This is a genomic window from Spirosoma flavum (genome assembly GCF_042686045.1).
In the GTDB taxonomy this organism is placed as follows: domain Bacteria; phylum Bacteroidota; class Bacteroidia; order Cytophagales; family Spirosomataceae; genus Spirosoma; species Spirosoma flavum.
Genome location: NZ_JBHUOM010000001.1, coordinates 380,039 through 398,017 on the forward strand (window position 1 = coordinate 380,039; position 17,979 = coordinate 398,017).

8 protein-coding genes are annotated in these 17,979 nt (G+C 45.5%); 5 read left to right on the forward strand and 3 right to left on the reverse strand.

Annotated features, from left to right (window positions below; genetic code table 11):
* Positions 1 to 17 precede the first annotated feature (17 nt).
* Entirely contained in the window at positions 18 to 2,984 is a 2,967-nt protein-coding gene (locus tag ACFS25_RS01500; protein ID WP_381496632.1) for an FAD-binding and (Fe-S)-binding domain-containing protein, read from the reverse strand.
* Between the two features lie 471 nt (positions 2,985 to 3,455).
* On the opposite strand from ACFS25_RS01500, the gene ACFS25_RS01505 reads away from it, so the two are divergent.
* The 5 genes from ACFS25_RS01505 (at position 3,456) to ACFS25_RS01525 (ending at position 16,772) form a co-directional block, all read left to right on the forward strand.
* Positions 3,456 to 6,623, forward strand: a complete 3,168-nt coding sequence (locus ACFS25_RS01505; protein ID WP_381496633.1) for a SusC/RagA family TonB-linked outer membrane protein — start codon at positions 3,456 to 3,458, stop codon at positions 6,621 to 6,623.
* A 130-nt stretch (positions 6,624 to 6,753) separates the two neighbouring features.
* On the forward strand, positions 6,754 to 8,232 hold the full coding sequence (locus ACFS25_RS01510) for a RagB/SusD family nutrient uptake outer membrane protein (protein ID WP_381496634.1): 1,479 nt from the start codon (positions 6,754 to 6,756) through the stop codon (positions 8,230 to 8,232).
* A 206-nt stretch (positions 8,233 to 8,438) separates the two neighbouring features.
* A complete protein-coding gene (locus ACFS25_RS01515) occupies positions 8,439 to 11,849 on the forward strand; it encodes a VCBS repeat-containing protein (RefSeq protein ID WP_381496635.1) in 3,411 nt (1,136 codons plus the stop codon).
* A 53-nt stretch (positions 11,850 to 11,902) separates the two neighbouring features.
* On the forward strand, positions 11,903 to 15,325 hold the full coding sequence (locus ACFS25_RS01520; RefSeq protein ID WP_381496636.1) for a VCBS repeat-containing protein: 3,423 nt from the start codon (positions 11,903 to 11,905) through the stop codon (positions 15,323 to 15,325).
* 91 nt (positions 15,326 to 15,416) lie between these two features.
* Entirely contained in the window at positions 15,417 to 16,772 is a 1,356-nt protein-coding gene (locus ACFS25_RS01525) for a vanadium-dependent haloperoxidase (protein ID WP_381496637.1), read from the forward strand.
* Positions 16,773 to 16,868: 96 nt separating this feature from the next.
* On the opposite strand, the gene ACFS25_RS01530 is transcribed toward ACFS25_RS01525, so the two are convergent.
* Both ACFS25_RS01530 and ACFS25_RS01535 read right to left on the reverse strand, forming a co-directional pair.
* Positions 16,869 to 17,492: a hypothetical protein gene (locus ACFS25_RS01530; RefSeq protein ID WP_381496638.1), complete on the reverse strand. Its 624-nt coding sequence runs from the start codon at positions 17,490 to 17,492 to the stop codon at positions 16,869 to 16,871.
* Entirely contained in the window at positions 17,479 to 17,973 is a 495-nt protein-coding gene (locus ACFS25_RS01535) for an RNA polymerase sigma factor (RefSeq protein WP_381496639.1), read from the reverse strand. Before ACFS25_RS01535 ends, ACFS25_RS01530 begins: the two co-directional genes overlap by 14 nt.
* Positions 17,974 to 17,979 lie beyond the last annotated feature (6 nt).

Below are 17,979 nucleotides of genomic sequence, written 5' to 3' on the forward strand. Positions count from 1 at the left end.
GGGATTGAATTGCGCTGTCAGGATTGCATCAAGGCGTCAAATAAAATCTCGGCTGGGTGTTGGGATTTACGATTAGTTCCGTCTTTGATCTGGTGACGACACGATGTTCCGGCGGCTGCAATAATCACGCCATCGGGTTGTTGACGAATGGCTGGGAATAAAACTAACTCCCCAATTTTCATCGACACGTCATAATGTTCGGCTTCGTAACCGAATGAACCGGCCATACCGCAGCAACCCGATGGAATTAGCTGCACCGTATAGTTCTTGGGCAATGACAACGCCTTTTTACTCGGCACCAGCGACGAGACTGCCTTCTGTTGACAATGTCCGTGCAGTTTAATTAGCCTTGTTTCAGTCGTAAATTGCTCTGATTTGATATGTCCGGCCTCTATTTCGCGCGCTACGAACTCCTCGAAAGTCAATGCATTTTCTGCAATGCGTTTAGCATCAGCCATCAGCGACTCATCCACTAAATCTGGATACTCATCGCGAAACGTCAGAATAGCCGATGGTTCTAACCCAACTAAGGGTGTTTCGGCAGAAACGACGTCTTTCAACTGACGAATATTCTTTTCCGCCAATGTTTTGGCATATTTCAACATGCCCTTTGACAGTGCCGCCCGCCCGCTCTCCCCATGTTGCGGGATGATAACTTTGTAGCCTAACCGTTCGAACAACTGAATGGCTTTTTGCCCAACTTCAACATCGTTATAATTGGTGAACTCGTCACAAAAAAGAAGCAGTGTTCGTGGTATATTGGGTGTGGAATTGGAAATAGCTTGCTCTCTGCTCGCTGCCCAACGCCTTAATGTTGTCTTGCCCATTAGCGGCATTGTGCGATCAGGATGAAATCCGATTGCGCGATTGGCGATGCGCCGGAGCGACGGTGTGCCTAACACTCCATTCCAGGCCCAGGGAACCAGTGAGGCCAGACCCGATAATCGGGCAAAGTTAGCAATCAACCGCGACCGGACAGGAATACCGTTTGTGTCGTAATAATGCTGTAGGAACTCCGCTTTCAGTTTTGCAACGTCAACGTTAGATGGACATTCATTTTTGCACCCCTTACACGACAGGCAAAGGTCATAAACGTCTTTGATTTCCTGATGGTCGAACCGGTTTTCTTTGGGCGAGTGCGTTAGCATTTCGCGTAAGATATTGGCCCGCGCTCGTGTTGTATCTTTTTCGTCGCGGGTGGCCATGTAACTTGGGCACATGGTTCCCCCCGAAGCTTCGGTTTTGCGGCAATCGCCGGAGCCGTTGCATTGTTCAGCGTGTTGTAATACGTTTTGATCTTTGTAGCGGAAATAGGTCTGGAAGGTTGGTGTTTCCTGGCCGGCCTCGTAGCGCAGAAACGTATCCATCGGGGGCGTCTCAATAATTTTTCCGGGGTTGAAAATGCCATCCGGGTCCCAGGTGTGCTTAATCTGCCGCATCAACTCGTAGTTATGCGCTCCCACCATTTGTGGAATAAATTCGCCCCGCAGCCGTCCGTCACCATGTTCGCCCGATAACGAACCATCATACTTTTTTACCAGTGTGGCAATTTCCTCGGCAATCAGCCGATATTGCCGATGCCCTTCCTCCGTTTTAAGGTTAATAATTGGCCGCAAATGCAACTCGCCTGAACCAGCGTGAGCATAATGAACCGCGTGCATGTGATGTTTCTCCAGAATCTCGTTGAAATCGCGGATGTAGTCTGGTAAGTCATGGACATCAACGGCTGTATCTTCAATTACCGCTACCGCTTTTGCATCACCGGGCAGGTTGCCAAGTAGACCTAAACCCGCCTTGCGAAGCGTCCAGATTTTTTTGGTATCCTCACCAAACAGGAGCGGATAATGATACCCCATGCCCGCTTCGTGCATATCGGCTACCATATCAGCCGAGAGTTGCTCAATTTCGGCTCGAGTATCGCGCGACAGGTCAACGACCAGGATAATCGGGAAATGGTCGGTTGGAGTTTTCTGGACGAAAAAGCTATTTTTTCGTTGCTCTGGATTCGTATCAGCCCGTTCCAGAATAATATCGTCGATCAACTCCACGGCGTAAGGCTTATACTTCAGCGCGACTAAAGTAGCGCGCAATGCCTCATCTATTGAGTGGCAGTGAACGCACACCAACCCGCTTTCTTTTGGCGGTAACGGCACCAGATTTAACTTGATTTCAGTCAAGAAACACAACGTACCTTCTGAGCCGGCAAGTAGCTTTGCCATATTGAACGGCTCACCTTCTGGGGCAAACGGCTGCATATCGAGCAGAGCATCTAAGGCATACCCGGTATTGCGCCGTTCAATCGTTTTCTTAGGAAAATTCCGCTTAATTTCTTCCTGATTAAGAGGGTCCGACAAAATAGCATTTGTCTTGAGCAGAATTTTATCGGCCAGCGTGGTGGAACCATTTTTTTTGCTTGCCTCGCCCACTTGTTTTGTGAAATCCCAACCACTAACCGGACCAAATTCCGCTTCTGTACCATCGGCCAGCAGGACCTTTACCGACAGCGTATGTTCGCGTGTTGCCCGGTACACAACCGAGTTTGACCCACAGGAATTGTTGCCAACCATACCCCCTATCATAGCGCGATTGGCGGTAGATGTTTCGGGGCCGAAATAGAGGCCGTAGGGCTTCAAAAATTGATTTAATTCATCCCGAATAACGCCCGGCTGTACCCGTACCCACCGTTCTTCTTGATTGATTTCCAGTATCTTAGTAAAGTGTTTTGATACATCGACTACGATTCCGCTACCAACAACCTGTCCTGCCAATGATGTTCCTGCTGTACGGGGAATTAAGGCAGTTTTATGCTGCTTCGCAAACGAGATTAAGGTCTTAATATCTTCAGTTGTTTTGGGGATGGCAATGGCCATTGGCATCTCTCTGTAAGCCGATGCATCCGTTGCATATAAGGTTCGATACGTTGTATCGTCGAAGAGGTCACCGGTTAACTGACTAGCTAAATTTTTGAGGGGATTTACGCTCATAGAAGCACATAGACTGGATATTGATTGTCAGCCAATAAAATACATAGGCAAAAGTAGGTGTAAACACCACATTTTTTTGAGTAATAGAGTAAAAAATATAGTATACAGTATTTATTGGTAAAGTTATAAATTACTGATGTAAAATTATAGGTTAAAAAGTTGATAAGTAAGCTTTAATGAGAAAAAATAATAATAATTAGAAGCGTAATAATACAATTTAGTTGACTTTTTTTAAGAAAAATTATGATACGATTTTGACGGTAAATGCTTAATTTTTAACCTCCCTGTATTTGTATTTTTGTTGTAACATGATGTAATTCGCCAAATGGTTTAGGTTTAGTTCTATAAATTCTCGTCAAGTTGATAGAATTAAGGAAGAACAAGTAGGATAGTCCTATTATCGAAGGCGCGACATTATAGTTTACAAGCCTTAACCAGAAGTCAATAAACATTCATTTTTACTGTAAACCTATGATGGACAAATCCTACAAAATGAACCGCTTCGGTGGCTACGTAGGTCAGGTTGGGGCAACCCAGCCTCAGTTATTTGGACAGAAAGCGCTTTTTAGCTTTCTAACAATGCTGGCGATAATAATGCTGCTTGGCAATCAGGCAGCCTGGGCGCAGGGACGTACCTTAACGGGTACCGTGACTGACCCATCGGGCGCAACCCTACCCGGTGTAAGTGTGCAGATTAAAGGTACTCAGCGTGGTACAAATACCGATGCTGATGGTAAGTATTCGCTGGCTAACGTGCCAGATAACGCTACGATAGTATTAAGCTTCATTGGCTATACCAGTCAGGAAGTAGCCGTAGGCAACCGCTCAACATTAGATGTTAAATTGTCTGACGACACAAAGGCATTGGAAGAAGTTGTGGTTGTGGGTTATGGCACTGCAAAACGAAAAGATTTGACCGGCTCGGTAGCGCAGGTTAGTTCAAAAGACTTCAACGCCGGGGTAAACCCGAACCCGTTGCAAGCTATTCAGGGTAAAGTAGCTGGTCTGATTATCACGGCACCTTCAGGCGATCCGAACCAACAGCCAACAGTAAGGCTTCGGGGATATACGTCGCTGGCGGGTGGTAGTGACCCACTATACGTAGTAGATGGTATGATTGGTGTCCCCATTAGCACAATTTCCCCACAGGATATTGAGTCGATGGATGTACTGAAAGATGCATCGGCAGCAGCTATTTACGGTTCGCGGGCGGCTAACGGTGTTATTCTGGTAACGACAAAACGGGGTAAGGCCGGTAAAACAACTGTATCGTTCAATAACTACGTTGGTATATCAGTCATCTCGAAGCGGTTGGATATGCTGGACGCCAATGGGTATCGGTCGGCTGTCTCTGCGTTCAAAGGCGATTCCGCCTTGCTGGATGCACAACGTTTTCCAACTGGAAGCAATAATACAGACTGGGTTAAGCAAATTACCCGGACAGCGGTTACAAACAACCATGATTTGGCTATTGCTGGTGGGTCGCCAACCTTTAGTTACCGGGGATCGTTGAATTATATTAACAATCAGGGTATTGTCAAAAAAACAGGCTTTGACCGTATTACGGGCCGGATCAACTTAGATCAGAAAGCCTTCGACAACCGATTGAATATTCAGTATAATTTATCGTATTCGGAAACGAACAAAGACTTTCCAGATAATGGAACTTTAGGAGCCCCAAATATTAGTGGATCAGGCGGCTCGAATGGTATTCTTAACCGGGCGTTGACGTTCCTTCCAACACTGCCGGTGCGTAATGCAAATGGTACCTACGCTGAAGTTGGTGGTAGTTTTGACCTATTCAACCCAGTGGCTATGCTTGAAACCTCTACGAATACGGCTATTCAACACTATCTGCAGGGTGGGGTTACTCTACGCTACGAGCTTCTGGATGGCCTGATTTTTGGCGTTAGTGGACAGATGCAACGGGACAACTCAACTAGTAGTTTCTCTACAGATCCAACCGTTAAAGCCTATTCTGCCAATAATGGACGTGCAGGCCGGGGTTATACAGAAAGCAATACAAAATTGCTGGAAACGACGTTGAACTATACGAAAGGATTTGGGACACGAAACAGCAACTTTAACGTATTAGGCGGTTACTCATTCCAACAGTTTGACAATGATGGATTTAGTGCTTCTAACTCAGGATTTGTTACGGGCGATGTTAACTTCAATAATCTGGGTCTAGGTTCTGGAACATTAGTAAATCCGGCGAACAACTACGCTACATCTTACCGGAATCAGTACAAATTGATTTCGTTCTTCGGTCGGGCAACCCTGAATATGAACGACCGTTATAATTTGACTGCTACGGTTCGCCGGGATGGTAGTTCTAAATTTGGTATCAACAACAAATGGGGTATGTTCCCATCAGTAGGAGCAGGCTGGACAATTACCAACGAGCCATTCTTCCCAAAAAGCAATACGCTTAACTACCTGAAACTACGTGTTGGTTATGGGCAGACGGGTAATTCGGAAGGTATTGCACCGTACAACTCCATTCAATTATACGGGCAGAAAGGCACGTATTATGATGGTACGCTGGGCGACTTCCTGCCGGGTTATGGGATTACGCAAAATGCTAACCCAAACCTGAAATGGGAAGTCTTGACAACCTCGAACGTTGGCTTGGATTTTCAGTTGTTGGGCGGACGCTTCTCGGGTACATTAGAGTACTACAACAAGTTGACTAAAGACATGCTGTATCCGTACTCGGTACCAGCCGATGGTGTAACGTACTTCACAAATACAATTCTGGCTAACGTTGGTTCGATGCGTAATAATGGATTCGAATTGTCCTTCGGGGGTGATGTCATCCAGAAAGGCTCTTTTTCCTGGAATTCACGAGTCGTAGGTGCTTACAACAAGAACACCATTGTAACATTGTCAAACGATCAGTTTAGCAATGGGCAAGTGCGTTTCAATCCGTTCGTTGGTCGTGGTTTGTCGGATGTATATGCCTCGTATCTGGTACCAGGGCAGGCATTAGGTGAGTTTAACTATGTTCCAACCTTTTTGGGATACAATGCCAATGGTGAGGTCTTGCTAAAACCGGGTTCGGGCGACACACCAGTAACAAAAGTAGGTGACTCTGATGCAATTGCTGCTTACGCTGCTGGAAACCCAATAAAACAGGGTAATCCGCAACCGTTCCTGAATGCGTCGTTTATCAATACGTTCCGTTATAAAGGCTTCGATGTGTATTTCCAGTTGCGGGGTACATTTGGTAATACGATCCTTAATAGCCTGCGGTCGAACCTGATGATTCCAGGATCTATTTTGGAAACTAATATGCTGAAAGAAGTGACTAGTATGCCACCAAAATATGGTATAAATGTGTTGTCGACGAACTGGCTTGAAAGTGGCTCGTTTGTTCGCTTCGATAACTGGCAGATCGGTTATAATATACCATTGCCTGCTAGCAAATACATTACCAATGCCCGTGTTTATTTAGGAGGAAATAACCTCTTTATAATCACAAAATATAAAGGCATTGATCCTGAGTTGCAGGTAAAAGCTGATTTGCAGGTATCCAATGGTGCCATTCAACAGGCACCAAATAGTGTTGGCTTAGATGCATATGGCGTGTATCCTAAAACACGTACTTTCCAGTTAGGTCTAAACTTAACGTTCTAAACCTAGCGTTTTCACAAACTGGATTAAATCCAAAAAATAATTCGGTTTGTGAAAACCGTCCTGATTAACACATCGTTAGTATATTACTTTAAGGTTTGACGATGTAACTAATTAATTACTAAAAACTTACATGAAACGAATAACCATAAAAACAATTTTGGGTTGCTCGGTACTCATATTGGCAAGTCAGGCCTGTACTGATCTTTCCGAGACGACTTACGACGTAATCCCTACTAGTGGAACCTTTGGTAGCACTGCTAATCAGCAGGCGGCTTTGATAGGACCGCTTTATAATGGTTTGGGCGATTACTACGGAAATAAAACCAACCTGAACACTACAACGGATGAGCAGATTGTGCCAACTCGGGGTGGTGACTGGAAAGATGGTGATAACTGGATACGGTTGTACACGCATACCTGGGACCCGGTTACGGATAACAACCAATTTAACGGTCCCTGGAACTGGTGCTACAACAACATTACCTCCATCAATCAGCAGTTAGGTACTATTACGGATGCCAATCTTAAAGCTGAACTACGGGCATTACGGGCATTTTTCCATTACGAAGCAATGGACATGTTTGGTAATGTTATTATTGCTGATTCAGTAGGCGCTGGTACACCGAAACAAAGTACCCGCGCTCAGGTTTTTGCTTATGTAGAAAAGGAACTGCTAGCGGTTTATCCCAATCTAAGTGATGTGTCGGGTGGAGCTTACTATGGTCGTATGAACAAGTACGTGGCTGATATGATTCTGGCGAAAATGTATCTGAATGCGCAGGTGTATACCGGTACTCCCCGTTGGGCCGATGCAGTAACCCGTACAACGAATATCATTAGTTCGGGCAAGTTTCAGATCGTTGGCGATTTCTTCAGCAACTTCGTTACGCAAAACCAGAATTCACAGGAAATTATTCTGGCAACGCCTTTCGATAAATCGAAGCGTCAGGGCTTTCAGGTACAAATGCAGAATCTTCACTATCTGCAACAATTGACGTACAATTTAGGTACAGCACCCTGGAATGGTTTCGCAGCCGTAACGGAGTTCTATAATTCGTTCGATGACAAGGATACACGGAAGAAAATGTGGCTGGTTGGGCAACAATACAAAGCTGATGGAACAGCGTTGATAGATGATGCGCTTCCATTAGCCTACACGCCTGAAGTTAAATCACTTGTGTTAGCAGCTGGTGCCGAAGGACGTATACAGGGGGCTAGAAGTGTGAAGTATGAGATTCAGAAAAATAACAGCTTTACCAGTCAGGATAACGATTTCGTTGTTTTCCGTTTAGCCGACGTTTATCTGATGCGGTCAGAAGCAAACCTGCGTTTAGGGAATATGGCAACTGCCTTGACAGATATCAACGTGATACGGAAACGGGCTGGCATGCCGGATTTTACAACACTAACGCTGGATATGATGCTGGCAGAACGTGGTCGCGAAATGGCTTGGGAATATCACCGTCGTCAGGATCAAATTCGTTTTGGCACATTTGGTAATGCTAAACGCTTCAAACCTGTAGATGCAGATAACCACTGGGCATTGTACCCAATTCCTAGAGATCAGTTGTCGCTGAATCCGAATTTGAAACAGAACCCGGGTTATTAAGCTATAAAATTATATGATAAAAAGAGCAGGCTCGTGAGGGCTTGCTCTTTTCGCTTTTGACTGATTAAAAGCCAATTAATCCCGGGAAAATGGCTAATCTGCCTCTGTAATTCGTTACATTTGTAGTCCCTTTTACAGAGAGTTTCTAGATTTTTTTGTTAAATCTTCAATAAGACTACGTTTTTATTAATCACGTTCTTGTGCTAATGCGCATTCGTTTATTATTTGTGGCAATGAGTCTGCTGACCAGTTGCCGTTCAGAACAACAGGTTCCTTCAGACCCGCTTTTCCAAAAGTTATCTGCCGACGAAACCCATATTAATTTCGCTAATACAGTCACTGACGACAAAGATTTTAACATCTTCAATTACCGAAATTTTTATAACGGCGGTGGTGTAGCTATCGGCGACGTCAACAATGATGGTCTGCCCGATGTGCTGCTCATTGCCAATATGGGCGATAATAAACTCTTCCTGAATAAAGGTAAGATGCAGTTTGAGGATGTAACCGCTAAAGCGGGCGTGGCCGGTAAGCGAGCCTGGAGCACAGGTGCAACCTTTGCAGATGTAAATAGCGACGGACGTTTAGACCTATACGTCTGTAATGCGGGCATTCGTGATGGGGACGACCGTGCCAATGAACTCTTCATCAATAATGGAAATGATGCGAACGGGATACCTACGTTTACGGAGCAGGCTGTCGAATACGGTTTAGATGATCGGGGTTATTCAACTCACGCGGCCTTTTTTGACTACGACCGCGATGGTGATCTTGATATGTATCTGCTTAACAACAGCTTCATGCCTGTTGGTAAATTAGTTTACGCTAATCTACGGGCTCAACGAGATTCATTGGGGGGACATAAGCTGTTCCGAAATATGACCGTTGAGAAGAGCAAGGGTAAAATACATACTGCTAAGGCTACCGTTTTTACTGATGTATCGGAGCAGGCAGGGATTTATGGTAGCCTTATTGGTTTTGGGTTAGGTATTACTATCGGCGATGTGAATGAAGATAATTGGCTGGATATTTATATCTCCAACGACTTCTACGAGCGTGACTACCTCTACATCAATAATCACGACGGTACATTTCGAGAATCGATAGAAGACGCTATGCCGCATACGAGTTTGTCATCTATGGGTGCTGATGTGGCTGACATTAATAACGATGGTAAACTCGACATTTTTATAACCGATATGCTGCCCGGCAATGACCGTCGGTTAAAGAAAACATCCACATTTGAGGGGCACGATCTGGAACAGATTAAAGTTGGCCGGGACTTCCATTATCAGTTTATGCAGAACATGCTGCATTTAAACCAGGGAAATCAGCCGGGCAATAATGGTCTGCCGACGTTCAGCGAAATAGCTAGATTTGCCGGTGTTCAGGCTACCGACTGGAGTTGGGGGGCATTGATTTTCGATATGGATAACGACGGTCGTAAAGATGTGTTTGTGGCCAACGGTATTGCCAAAGACGTAACCGATCAGGACTTTGTGAACTTCTTGGCCGACCGCGAAAACATGGCTCAAATGGCTCGGAAAGGATCTTTCAACTTTAAGGAGTTTTTAGATAAAGCTCCCTCAGAGGCCGTACCGAATTACGCATTCCATAATGATGGAAACCTCCAATTTACCAATAAAGCGTTCGATTGGGGGCTATCGGAACCTGATTTTTCTAATGGTGCGGCTTATGGTGATTTAGACAATGACGGCGATCTGGATTTAATTGTTAATAATGTAAATTCTCCGGTTTCCGTTTATAAGAATCAATCTATAGAAAAGAACAAGACGAATTACTTAAAAATTAAATTGGATGGGCTTGGCCTGAATCGGAATGCTATTGGTGCCCGTGTATTCGTCTACCAGCAAGCACAAACTCAACTGTTGCAGCAGATGCCTAATCGGGGATTTGAGTCGTCGGTAGATCTTAATATGGTGTTTGGCTTGGGCTCTAGCCCTCAGATTGATTCGCTTGTGGTCATCTGGCCCGACGACAGGAAACAAACCCTGCGCCAGCCGAAGGCAAACCAACTGATCATTTTACGGCAGCAGGACGCAACCCAATTTTGGAAACCAATGCTTACTAAACAAGAACCGTTTTTTCAGGATAATACGGTTGCAGCGGGCCTGAATTACATACACAAAGAAAGCCCCTTCGTCGATTACAACCGGGATGCGTTACTGAAACAGCAATTCTCTACGCAGGGCCCCGCCTTAGCTACTGGTGATGTAAATGGGGATGGCCTGGATGATGTGTTTCTTGGGGGAGCTAGCGGACATCCTGCCCACTTATTTGTGCAGCAAACCGCTGGCAGATTCGTCGATAAAACGCCTGCTCTAATGCGTCAGGATACTACCTACGAAGCCGTAAGCGCCGTTCTGTTCGACGCTGATGGTGATAAAGACCTGGATCTTTACATAGTTTCGGGTAGTAATGAGTTTGATGATGAGTCCGATGAGTTACTGGATAGGTTATACCTGAACGACGGTAAAGGTGGGTTCACTCGTTCAGAAACGGGCTTGCCGAACCTGAAAGCCAGTGGCTCATGTGTGGCTGCCGCCGACTTTGATAAGGATGGAGATGTTGATCTGTTTGTGGGTTCCCGGATGATTCCGGGAAAGTACGGCCAGAACCCAGCTAGTTACCTGCTTACCAATGATGGAACCGGAAACTTTAAAAACTATACGAAGCGTTCTCTGCCTGATGCCGAGCAACTAGGCATGGTAACGTCGGCTACCTGGGCCGATCTCAATGGCGATAGCTATCCCGAACTGATTGTCGTCGGTGATTGGGAGCCTGTAAAAGTATTCGAAAATAAGCGCGGAAAATTAAGTCAAAACCCTGCATTAGCCATCAAAAATGCCAAAGGTGAACCGATAAAAACGAATGGCTGGTGGAACTGCGTAACGGCGGGCGATGCCGATGGTGATGGCGATCTTGATCTGGTAGTAGGAAATCTAGGCACAAATTCCCGTATTAAGGCTACACAGACCACTCCAGCTGAAATCTATGTCGGCGACTTTGATCATAATGGTACGGTCGAACAGATTATCAACTGTGCCGATGAAACGGGCGAATTATATCCAATGGTTTTGAAGCAGGACTTGCAGAAAGCCATGCCCAGTATCAAGAAAAAATATGTAAAATACAGTGACTATGCTGGCAAAAAAATCAATGACATCTTAGACGAAGACCAGTTGAAACAGGCTATTGTGAAGCAGGCGTTTATGGGCACAACAGCTATTCTTCTGAATGATGGAAAGGGCAATTTAATCTTTCAGCCTTTGCCAGCCGAAGCTCAATTTTCGCCCGTTTGTGGTGCGCTATTTGCCGATTATGATCGGGATGGCCGCACCGACCTCATATTAACGGGTAATTTTCTGGACGTGTTGCCGGAAGTTGGGCGTTATGATGCTAGTTACGGTGTTGTATTGCGCAATAAAGGAAAAGCACCCAATGGCACAATTGCTTACGAAGCAATCAATCCGGCTGTGTCAGGTTTCTTCGTGCGAGGTCAGGTTCGACATATTGCGCGGCTGGCACAAGGACAAATCGTTCTAGCCAAGAATAACGACCGGGCACAGATTTTTACAATGAGTAATAAAAAATGAAAACGGGCCTAGGCTATCGATTCGTTACTCATTTTCCATCATCTATTATCCTTATGAAACGCATTGCTTTATTTCTCTTTGTCGGCGCAATAACGTTGACGAGTTGCAACCTTTCCAAATCTGATAAACAACTTTTCCAGGCAGTCGACTCCACCCAGACCGGGGTGAATTTTGTGAATCATTTAGTGCCAACTGAGAAGCTGAATATTCTTGACTACCTGTATTTTTATAACGGAGGGGGTGTCTCGGCGGGTGATATCAATAATGACGGGTTAACCGATCTATACTTTGTTTCGAACCAGGGTAAAAATAAGTTGTATCTCAACAAAGGAAATTTCAAATTCGAAGACATAACGGCAAAAGCCGGGGTGGAAGGCTTCGCTGACTGGCAAACCGGCTCGACAATGGCCGATGTGAATGGCGATGGGTTATTAGATATATACGTCTGTGCCGTTGGTAATTTCCGGGGGCAGGAAGGTTCTAACGAGCTTTATATCAACAACGGCGACGAGACTTTTACCGAGAAAGCCTCGGACTATGGACTGGACTTCACGGGATTTTCGACCCAGGCGGCCTTCTTTGATTACGACCACGATGGCGATTTGGATTGCTACCTGCTCAACCATGCCATTCACACCTCCCGAAGTTACGATCGTGTAACGGCCCGAAATTTACGCAACAATGAATCGGGCGATTACCTGTACGAAAATCAGATTGTATCGAAAACCGGCAAAGCCCCGGCTGGCAAAGTTGCCCGATTTCAGAATGTGAGCGAGCGGGCTGGAATTTTTGGCGCAGCTATGGGTTACGGACTCGGAATCTCGGTGGCTGATCTGAATAATGATGGTTGGGAGGATATGTATATCTCCAATGATTTTCATGAGGATGACTATTATTACATTAACAACCATAACGGCACCTTCACCGAGAGTGTAAAGAAAGCATTTCAGCACACCAGCCGTTTCTCGATGGGCAACGACATTGCCGATGTGAACAACGATGGCTTTGCTGATGTGGTTACGCTCGATATGTATCCGGAAGACGAAACCGTCGAAAAATCGTCATTAGGCGAAGACCCGCTTGATATATATCTGTACAAACTGGCCTTTGGCTACATGAATCAATATAGCCGGAACTGCCTTCAACTGAACCTATCCGGAAAAAAATTCATAGATATTGGGGCCATGTCGGGTATAGCGGCAACGGATTGGAGTTGGTCGCCGTTGCTGGCCGATTATGATAACGATGGTATAAAGGATCTATTTATCAGTAACGGTATTGTACACCGGCCTAACAACCTCGACTATGTGAAGTTTGCCGCCGATGATTCACTGCGTTACGCCATGGAAACATCGCGCTCCCTCGACGAACGAGCGATCAAGCTTATGCCTGAGGGTAAGGTTCACAATTATTTGTATCACGGAACACCTTCGTTGCGGTTTGAGGACAAGTCTATCGCGTGGGGATTTGAGACGCCAAACTATTCAAATGGTGCTGCTTACGCAGACCTGGATAATGACGGCGATCTGGATCTGATTACTAATAATATTGATGATCCTGCCGGACTATATCGCAATGATGCGAATACTATCTTTCCTGATAATAAACACCTGACTATTAAGCTAAAAGGCGATGCTCCAAATACGTTTGGCGTAGGGGCAAAAGTGATCATGACATATAGGGGAGACACGACCGGTTCAACGGGGCGGCAGGTACAACAGTTGATGCTGACACGAGGTTTCGAATCATCGGTAGCTCCAGAGTTGCTATTCGGCTTAGGTAAACATGAACTTGTTGATTCATTGATCGTGATCTGGCCAAACCAGCGTATGGAAATCCGCACAAAGGTGAAAACTAATCAGTCATTGGTGTTAAAACAGGTAGATGCTCACCTTGATGGGGCGAATTTTCGATATACCGTTTCGGCTGTACATCCACTTTTTACTGATGTTACAACCACTGATTCTATTCCATACAAACACAGGGAGAATAAGGAATACTTTGATTTTGTTCGTGAATCATTGATGCCATTTAAGGTTTCAACCGAGGGGCCGCATTTAGCTGTTGGTGATATTAACGGCGATGGTTTAGACGACGTATATGCTGGTGGGGCTAAATGGCAGACCGGAAGTTTGTTAGTCCAGCAGCCTGATGGCACGTTTAAGGCGTCGTTTCAACCAGACTTCGAAAAAGATTCAACCTATGAGGATGTGGATGCTGTTTTCTTTGATGCTGACGGTGACAAAGATCAAGATTTGTATGTAGTGTCGGGGGGGAATGAATTTTACGACAAAATGTCGGAGCAATTCGACCGGCTTTACGTGAACGATGGTAAGGGCAACTTCAGCCGGGCGACCACTGCGCTACCGCCCATGTACGACAACAAAAGCTGTGTTCGTCCTTTCGATATTGATCACGATGGTGACCTTGATTTATTCGTTGGAGGGCGCGTAGTTGGTTTTGGCTATGGTAAATCACCAAGCTCGTACCTCCTGATTAACGATGGCAAAGGGCGGGATGGTCAACCGCATTTCTCAGATCAGACAGACAAACTAGCTGCGGGCCTGCGCAAAGCCGGAATGATTACTGATGCTGTCTGGGCCGACTATGATGGTGACAAAGACCAAGATTTGATTCTGGCGGGCGATTGGATGCCGATTCGTATTTTCGCCAACAACAATGGAAAGTTTGCTGAGGTTAAACCTATCACGGCGAACAAAACTCCCTTGAATGGTTTTTACCAGCGGATTATAGCGGCTGATTTCGACCGAGACGGCGACATTGACTTAATAGCGGGTAATATTGGTACGAATACCAAGTTGCGCAAAATGCCCGATTCTCAATTACGGATGTGGGTTAAGGATATAGATAACAATCAGAGTGTAGAGCAAATCATTGCGTACAATCGGACTGCACCAGGCGGGGGGGAAGAATGGTATCCACTGGCATTTAAGGATGAATTGGGTAAGCAGATACCGAGTATTATCAACAAACGATTTAACGATTATGTGTCGTTTGCCGGTAAACCGCTTAATGCTGTCTTAAAAGACGATGAACTAAAAGGAGCTGAAGAGTTCACGGTCGATCAGTTCGCATCAGTCTATCTGGAAAATAAGGGTGTTCGGGATGGGGAGCCTAACTTTGTTATACACGAACTCCCCATGATGGCACAAGTATCGAAGCTGTTTGCTCTGCAAGCTATTGATATTGACCACGATGGTGATCTTGATGTGTTGGGTGGAGGTAATTTTTACGGTGTCAGTACATACCAGGGTCGTTACGACGCAAGTTATGGTTTGGTCTTACGCAATGACGGTAAGGGACATTTTGTAGCTTTATCGCCAATAGACAGTGGCTTCCTGCTCAATGGGGAGATACGGGATATTCGTCCGGTAAATACGGCACAGGGTACATTGATTGTTGTTGCTCGCAACGGTGCTGGCTTGCAGGCGTTTAAACCATTACAGCTTAAGTAAAGCTTAATCTTATCGGCTGTTTTCTGTTAAATTTGTCAATAGTAACCAATCACATCGCGGTTGGTTGCCGTTCTAACTTGTCATTAATCGTATGAACTCTTCCCTTCGCTTTGGCTATCTGGTGGCCCTGTTACTGGTTGGATTGACTGGTTGTCAGAAGCCTGCTTCGCCTGCCGAATATAATGCAAAGGCTGCCAATCCTGAATACTACAACGCTGCTCTGAATAAGCTGACACAAGTAATTATTCATGACATCTTTTCGCCCCCCGTTGCCAGTCGGATATATTCTTACGCAAATTTGGCGGGCTACGAAGCTCTTGTGCCATTCGATGCGAAATATGAATCGATGGGAGGTAAATTAAAGCGGTTCCAGGCTGGCCCCAAGCCGGAAGCTGGCAAAGACTACTGTTTTCCCTTGGCGAGCACACATGCATTCATGATGGTTGCCCGAGCCTTGACGTTCTCCGTTGATTTTTATGATGAGTTCGAGAAACCATTTTATGAGCAGTATAAAAAAGATGGCGTACCCGACGAGGTGTATGATCGGTCAATGGTTTATGGCGAATCTGTAGCCAAGCATATTTTGGATTATGCGGCTAAAGACAGTTATAAGCAAACGCGGGGATTTAAGCATACTGTTACGAACGAAGAGGGTACATGGGTGCCAACGCCCCCGGCCTATATGGATGCTGCTGAACCACAGTGGAACAAGTTGCGCTGTTGGGCAATGGACACATGTAACCAGTTTATGCCTCCTCGCCCATTCCCATATAGCCTTGCTAAAGGTAGCCCCTACGAAAAAGAGCTTGACGAAGTATACAAGGCAGGTAAAGACGTCGATAAGTTGAAACAGGATATTGCTTATTTCTGGGACGATAACGCGTTTGTCATGAATGTAGCTGGACATGTTATGTATGCCAGCAAGAAAATGACGCCCGGTGGGCATTGGCTGGCGATTGCGCAAACTGTTGCCCGCCAGAAAAAACTGAACATGATGCGTACTGTTGAAGCCTATGCGCTAACTTCATTTGCGTTGAGCGATGGTTTTATTTCGTGCTGGGATGAAAAATACCGGACCAAAACGATCCGTCCCGAAACGGTCATCAACAAGTCGATTGACCCTAAATGGACGCCTTTTCTACAAACACCACCGTTCCCCGAATATCCGAGTGGGCATAGTGTAATCTCCACCGCAGCGGCTACGGTGCTTACCAACCTTATCGGCGACAATATTGCCTTCACCGATTCTACCGAGTTTAAATATGGGCATGGCGTTCGGTCATTTACGTCATTTCGAAATGCCGCCGACGAAGCCTCTATCAGTCGGTTGTACGGTGGTATTCACTATCGTTCAGCCTTAGTAAATGGGCAGGTTGAAGGCGAAAAAGTGGGCAAGTGGGTAATTGATAAAATTCATGCCCGTAAATCAACCATTGCGAAACGATAAGTTTACGTTAGTTATAAAGAACGGTCTCTACTGGTAGCTTCAGTAGAGACCGTTCTTTTGTGCTACTAATGGAATGTGCTTACCAGAGGTGACTGGCTATTTTTCGGCAGGACTTTCTGCGCTGTCCAGTTGTTGCTGAATGGTCTGTAGGTTATTGATAATAGACTCCAGTCGTCCGTTTTCTTTCTGAAGTGACTTTCTTCCCAGAACGAAATAGGCATAGAGCATCCAGGCAAAATATGGGATTAGAGCCAAGACCCGGCCAAGCATTGAGAAATGCCCCAAAATTTCAATAAAATAGAGTCCGAACGCGCCATTCAAGAGAATGTAATAGATCGGCAGATTTACTTTGATTGACTGTTTCCGGAAGGCATAATACTGCTCCCATTGCTCTAAATGTTGCGCTACAGACGCTGCCAGGTCGATCCGACGCAAACGGACATAAACGTTTATGTTAATCGCGGCCTGTACAGCCGGAATCAGTGCCAGAAGTACAACCGCAACGTAGGTGAGGGTTGACTGAAATTGAACGCTGCTGAAAAACCCCATCCAGACGATGAAAATCGACGTCAATAGTAGTGCCGCAGCCGATAACAATTGTAAACGCTCCAGCTTTAGCTGCGTATTTTTATTACGCTTTTTGAGATCACCGATGTCAGGAATACTTGCTGGAGCGGACTGTTGCTGCCACACATGTTTAAGTTGCTCAAAGTCGTCCATGTCGATGATAAATATCTGTTAGTTGTTGCTTAATCCGGTGAATTTTGACCCGTAAATTGCCTTCCGAAATACCAATAATCTGGGCAATTTCAGGATAGGGCATATCATCTAATACCAGCGTAATAATAAGTCGGTCGGTTTCGGCAAGTTTGCTAATGCAGCTATAAAGCAGACTGATTTGACTCTCCAGTTCGTTCGGTTCATCAGCCTGCTGATCGCTGTGATATTCCTGTAGCGTATCGGTCGCCTGTTTACGCTCTTTTCGCAGGTGATTCAGGCAGGTGTTAACTGCAATTCTGTAAAGCCATGTGCTTACTAAGGAATCGCCTTTGAACGATGACAGATTTTGCCAGGCTTTCACAAATGCTTCCTGCGCCAGGTCCTGCGCCTGAGGATAGCTGCCCGTATAGCCTAAGCAGAGTTTTAAGACCTTAGGGTAGTACGTTTGATAAAGCGTGTCAAAATCCGGTGGCGATAGCATGGAACC

What these genes read in the sequence shown, in the direction of transcription:
- ACFS25_RS01500 (WP_381496632.1), bottom strand. Translation starts at nt 2,984, where the DNA reads ATGAGCGTAAATCCCCTCAAAAATTTAGCTAGTCAGTTAACCGGTGAC.
- ACFS25_RS01505 (WP_381496633.1), top strand. Translation starts at nt 3,456, where the DNA reads ATGATGGACAAATCCTACAAAATGAACCGCTTCGGTGGCTACGTAGGT.
- ACFS25_RS01510 (WP_381496634.1), top strand. Translation starts at nt 6,754, where the DNA reads ATGAAACGAATAACCATAAAAACAATTTTGGGTTGCTCGGTACTCATA.
- ACFS25_RS01515 (WP_381496635.1), top strand. Translation starts at nt 8,439, where the DNA reads ATGCGCATTCGTTTATTATTTGTGGCAATGAGTCTGCTGACCAGTTGC.
- ACFS25_RS01520 (WP_381496636.1), top strand. Translation starts at nt 11,903, where the DNA reads ATGAAACGCATTGCTTTATTTCTCTTTGTCGGCGCAATAACGTTGACG.
- ACFS25_RS01525 (WP_381496637.1), top strand. Translation starts at nt 15,417, where the DNA reads ATGAACTCTTCCCTTCGCTTTGGCTATCTGGTGGCCCTGTTACTGGTT.
- ACFS25_RS01530 (WP_381496638.1), bottom strand. Translation starts at nt 17,492, where the DNA reads ATGGACGACTTTGAGCAACTTAAACATGTGTGGCAGCAACAGTCCGCT.
- ACFS25_RS01535 (WP_381496639.1), bottom strand. Translation starts at nt 17,973, where the DNA reads ATGCTATCGCCACCGGATTTTGACACGCTTTATCAAACGTACTACCCT.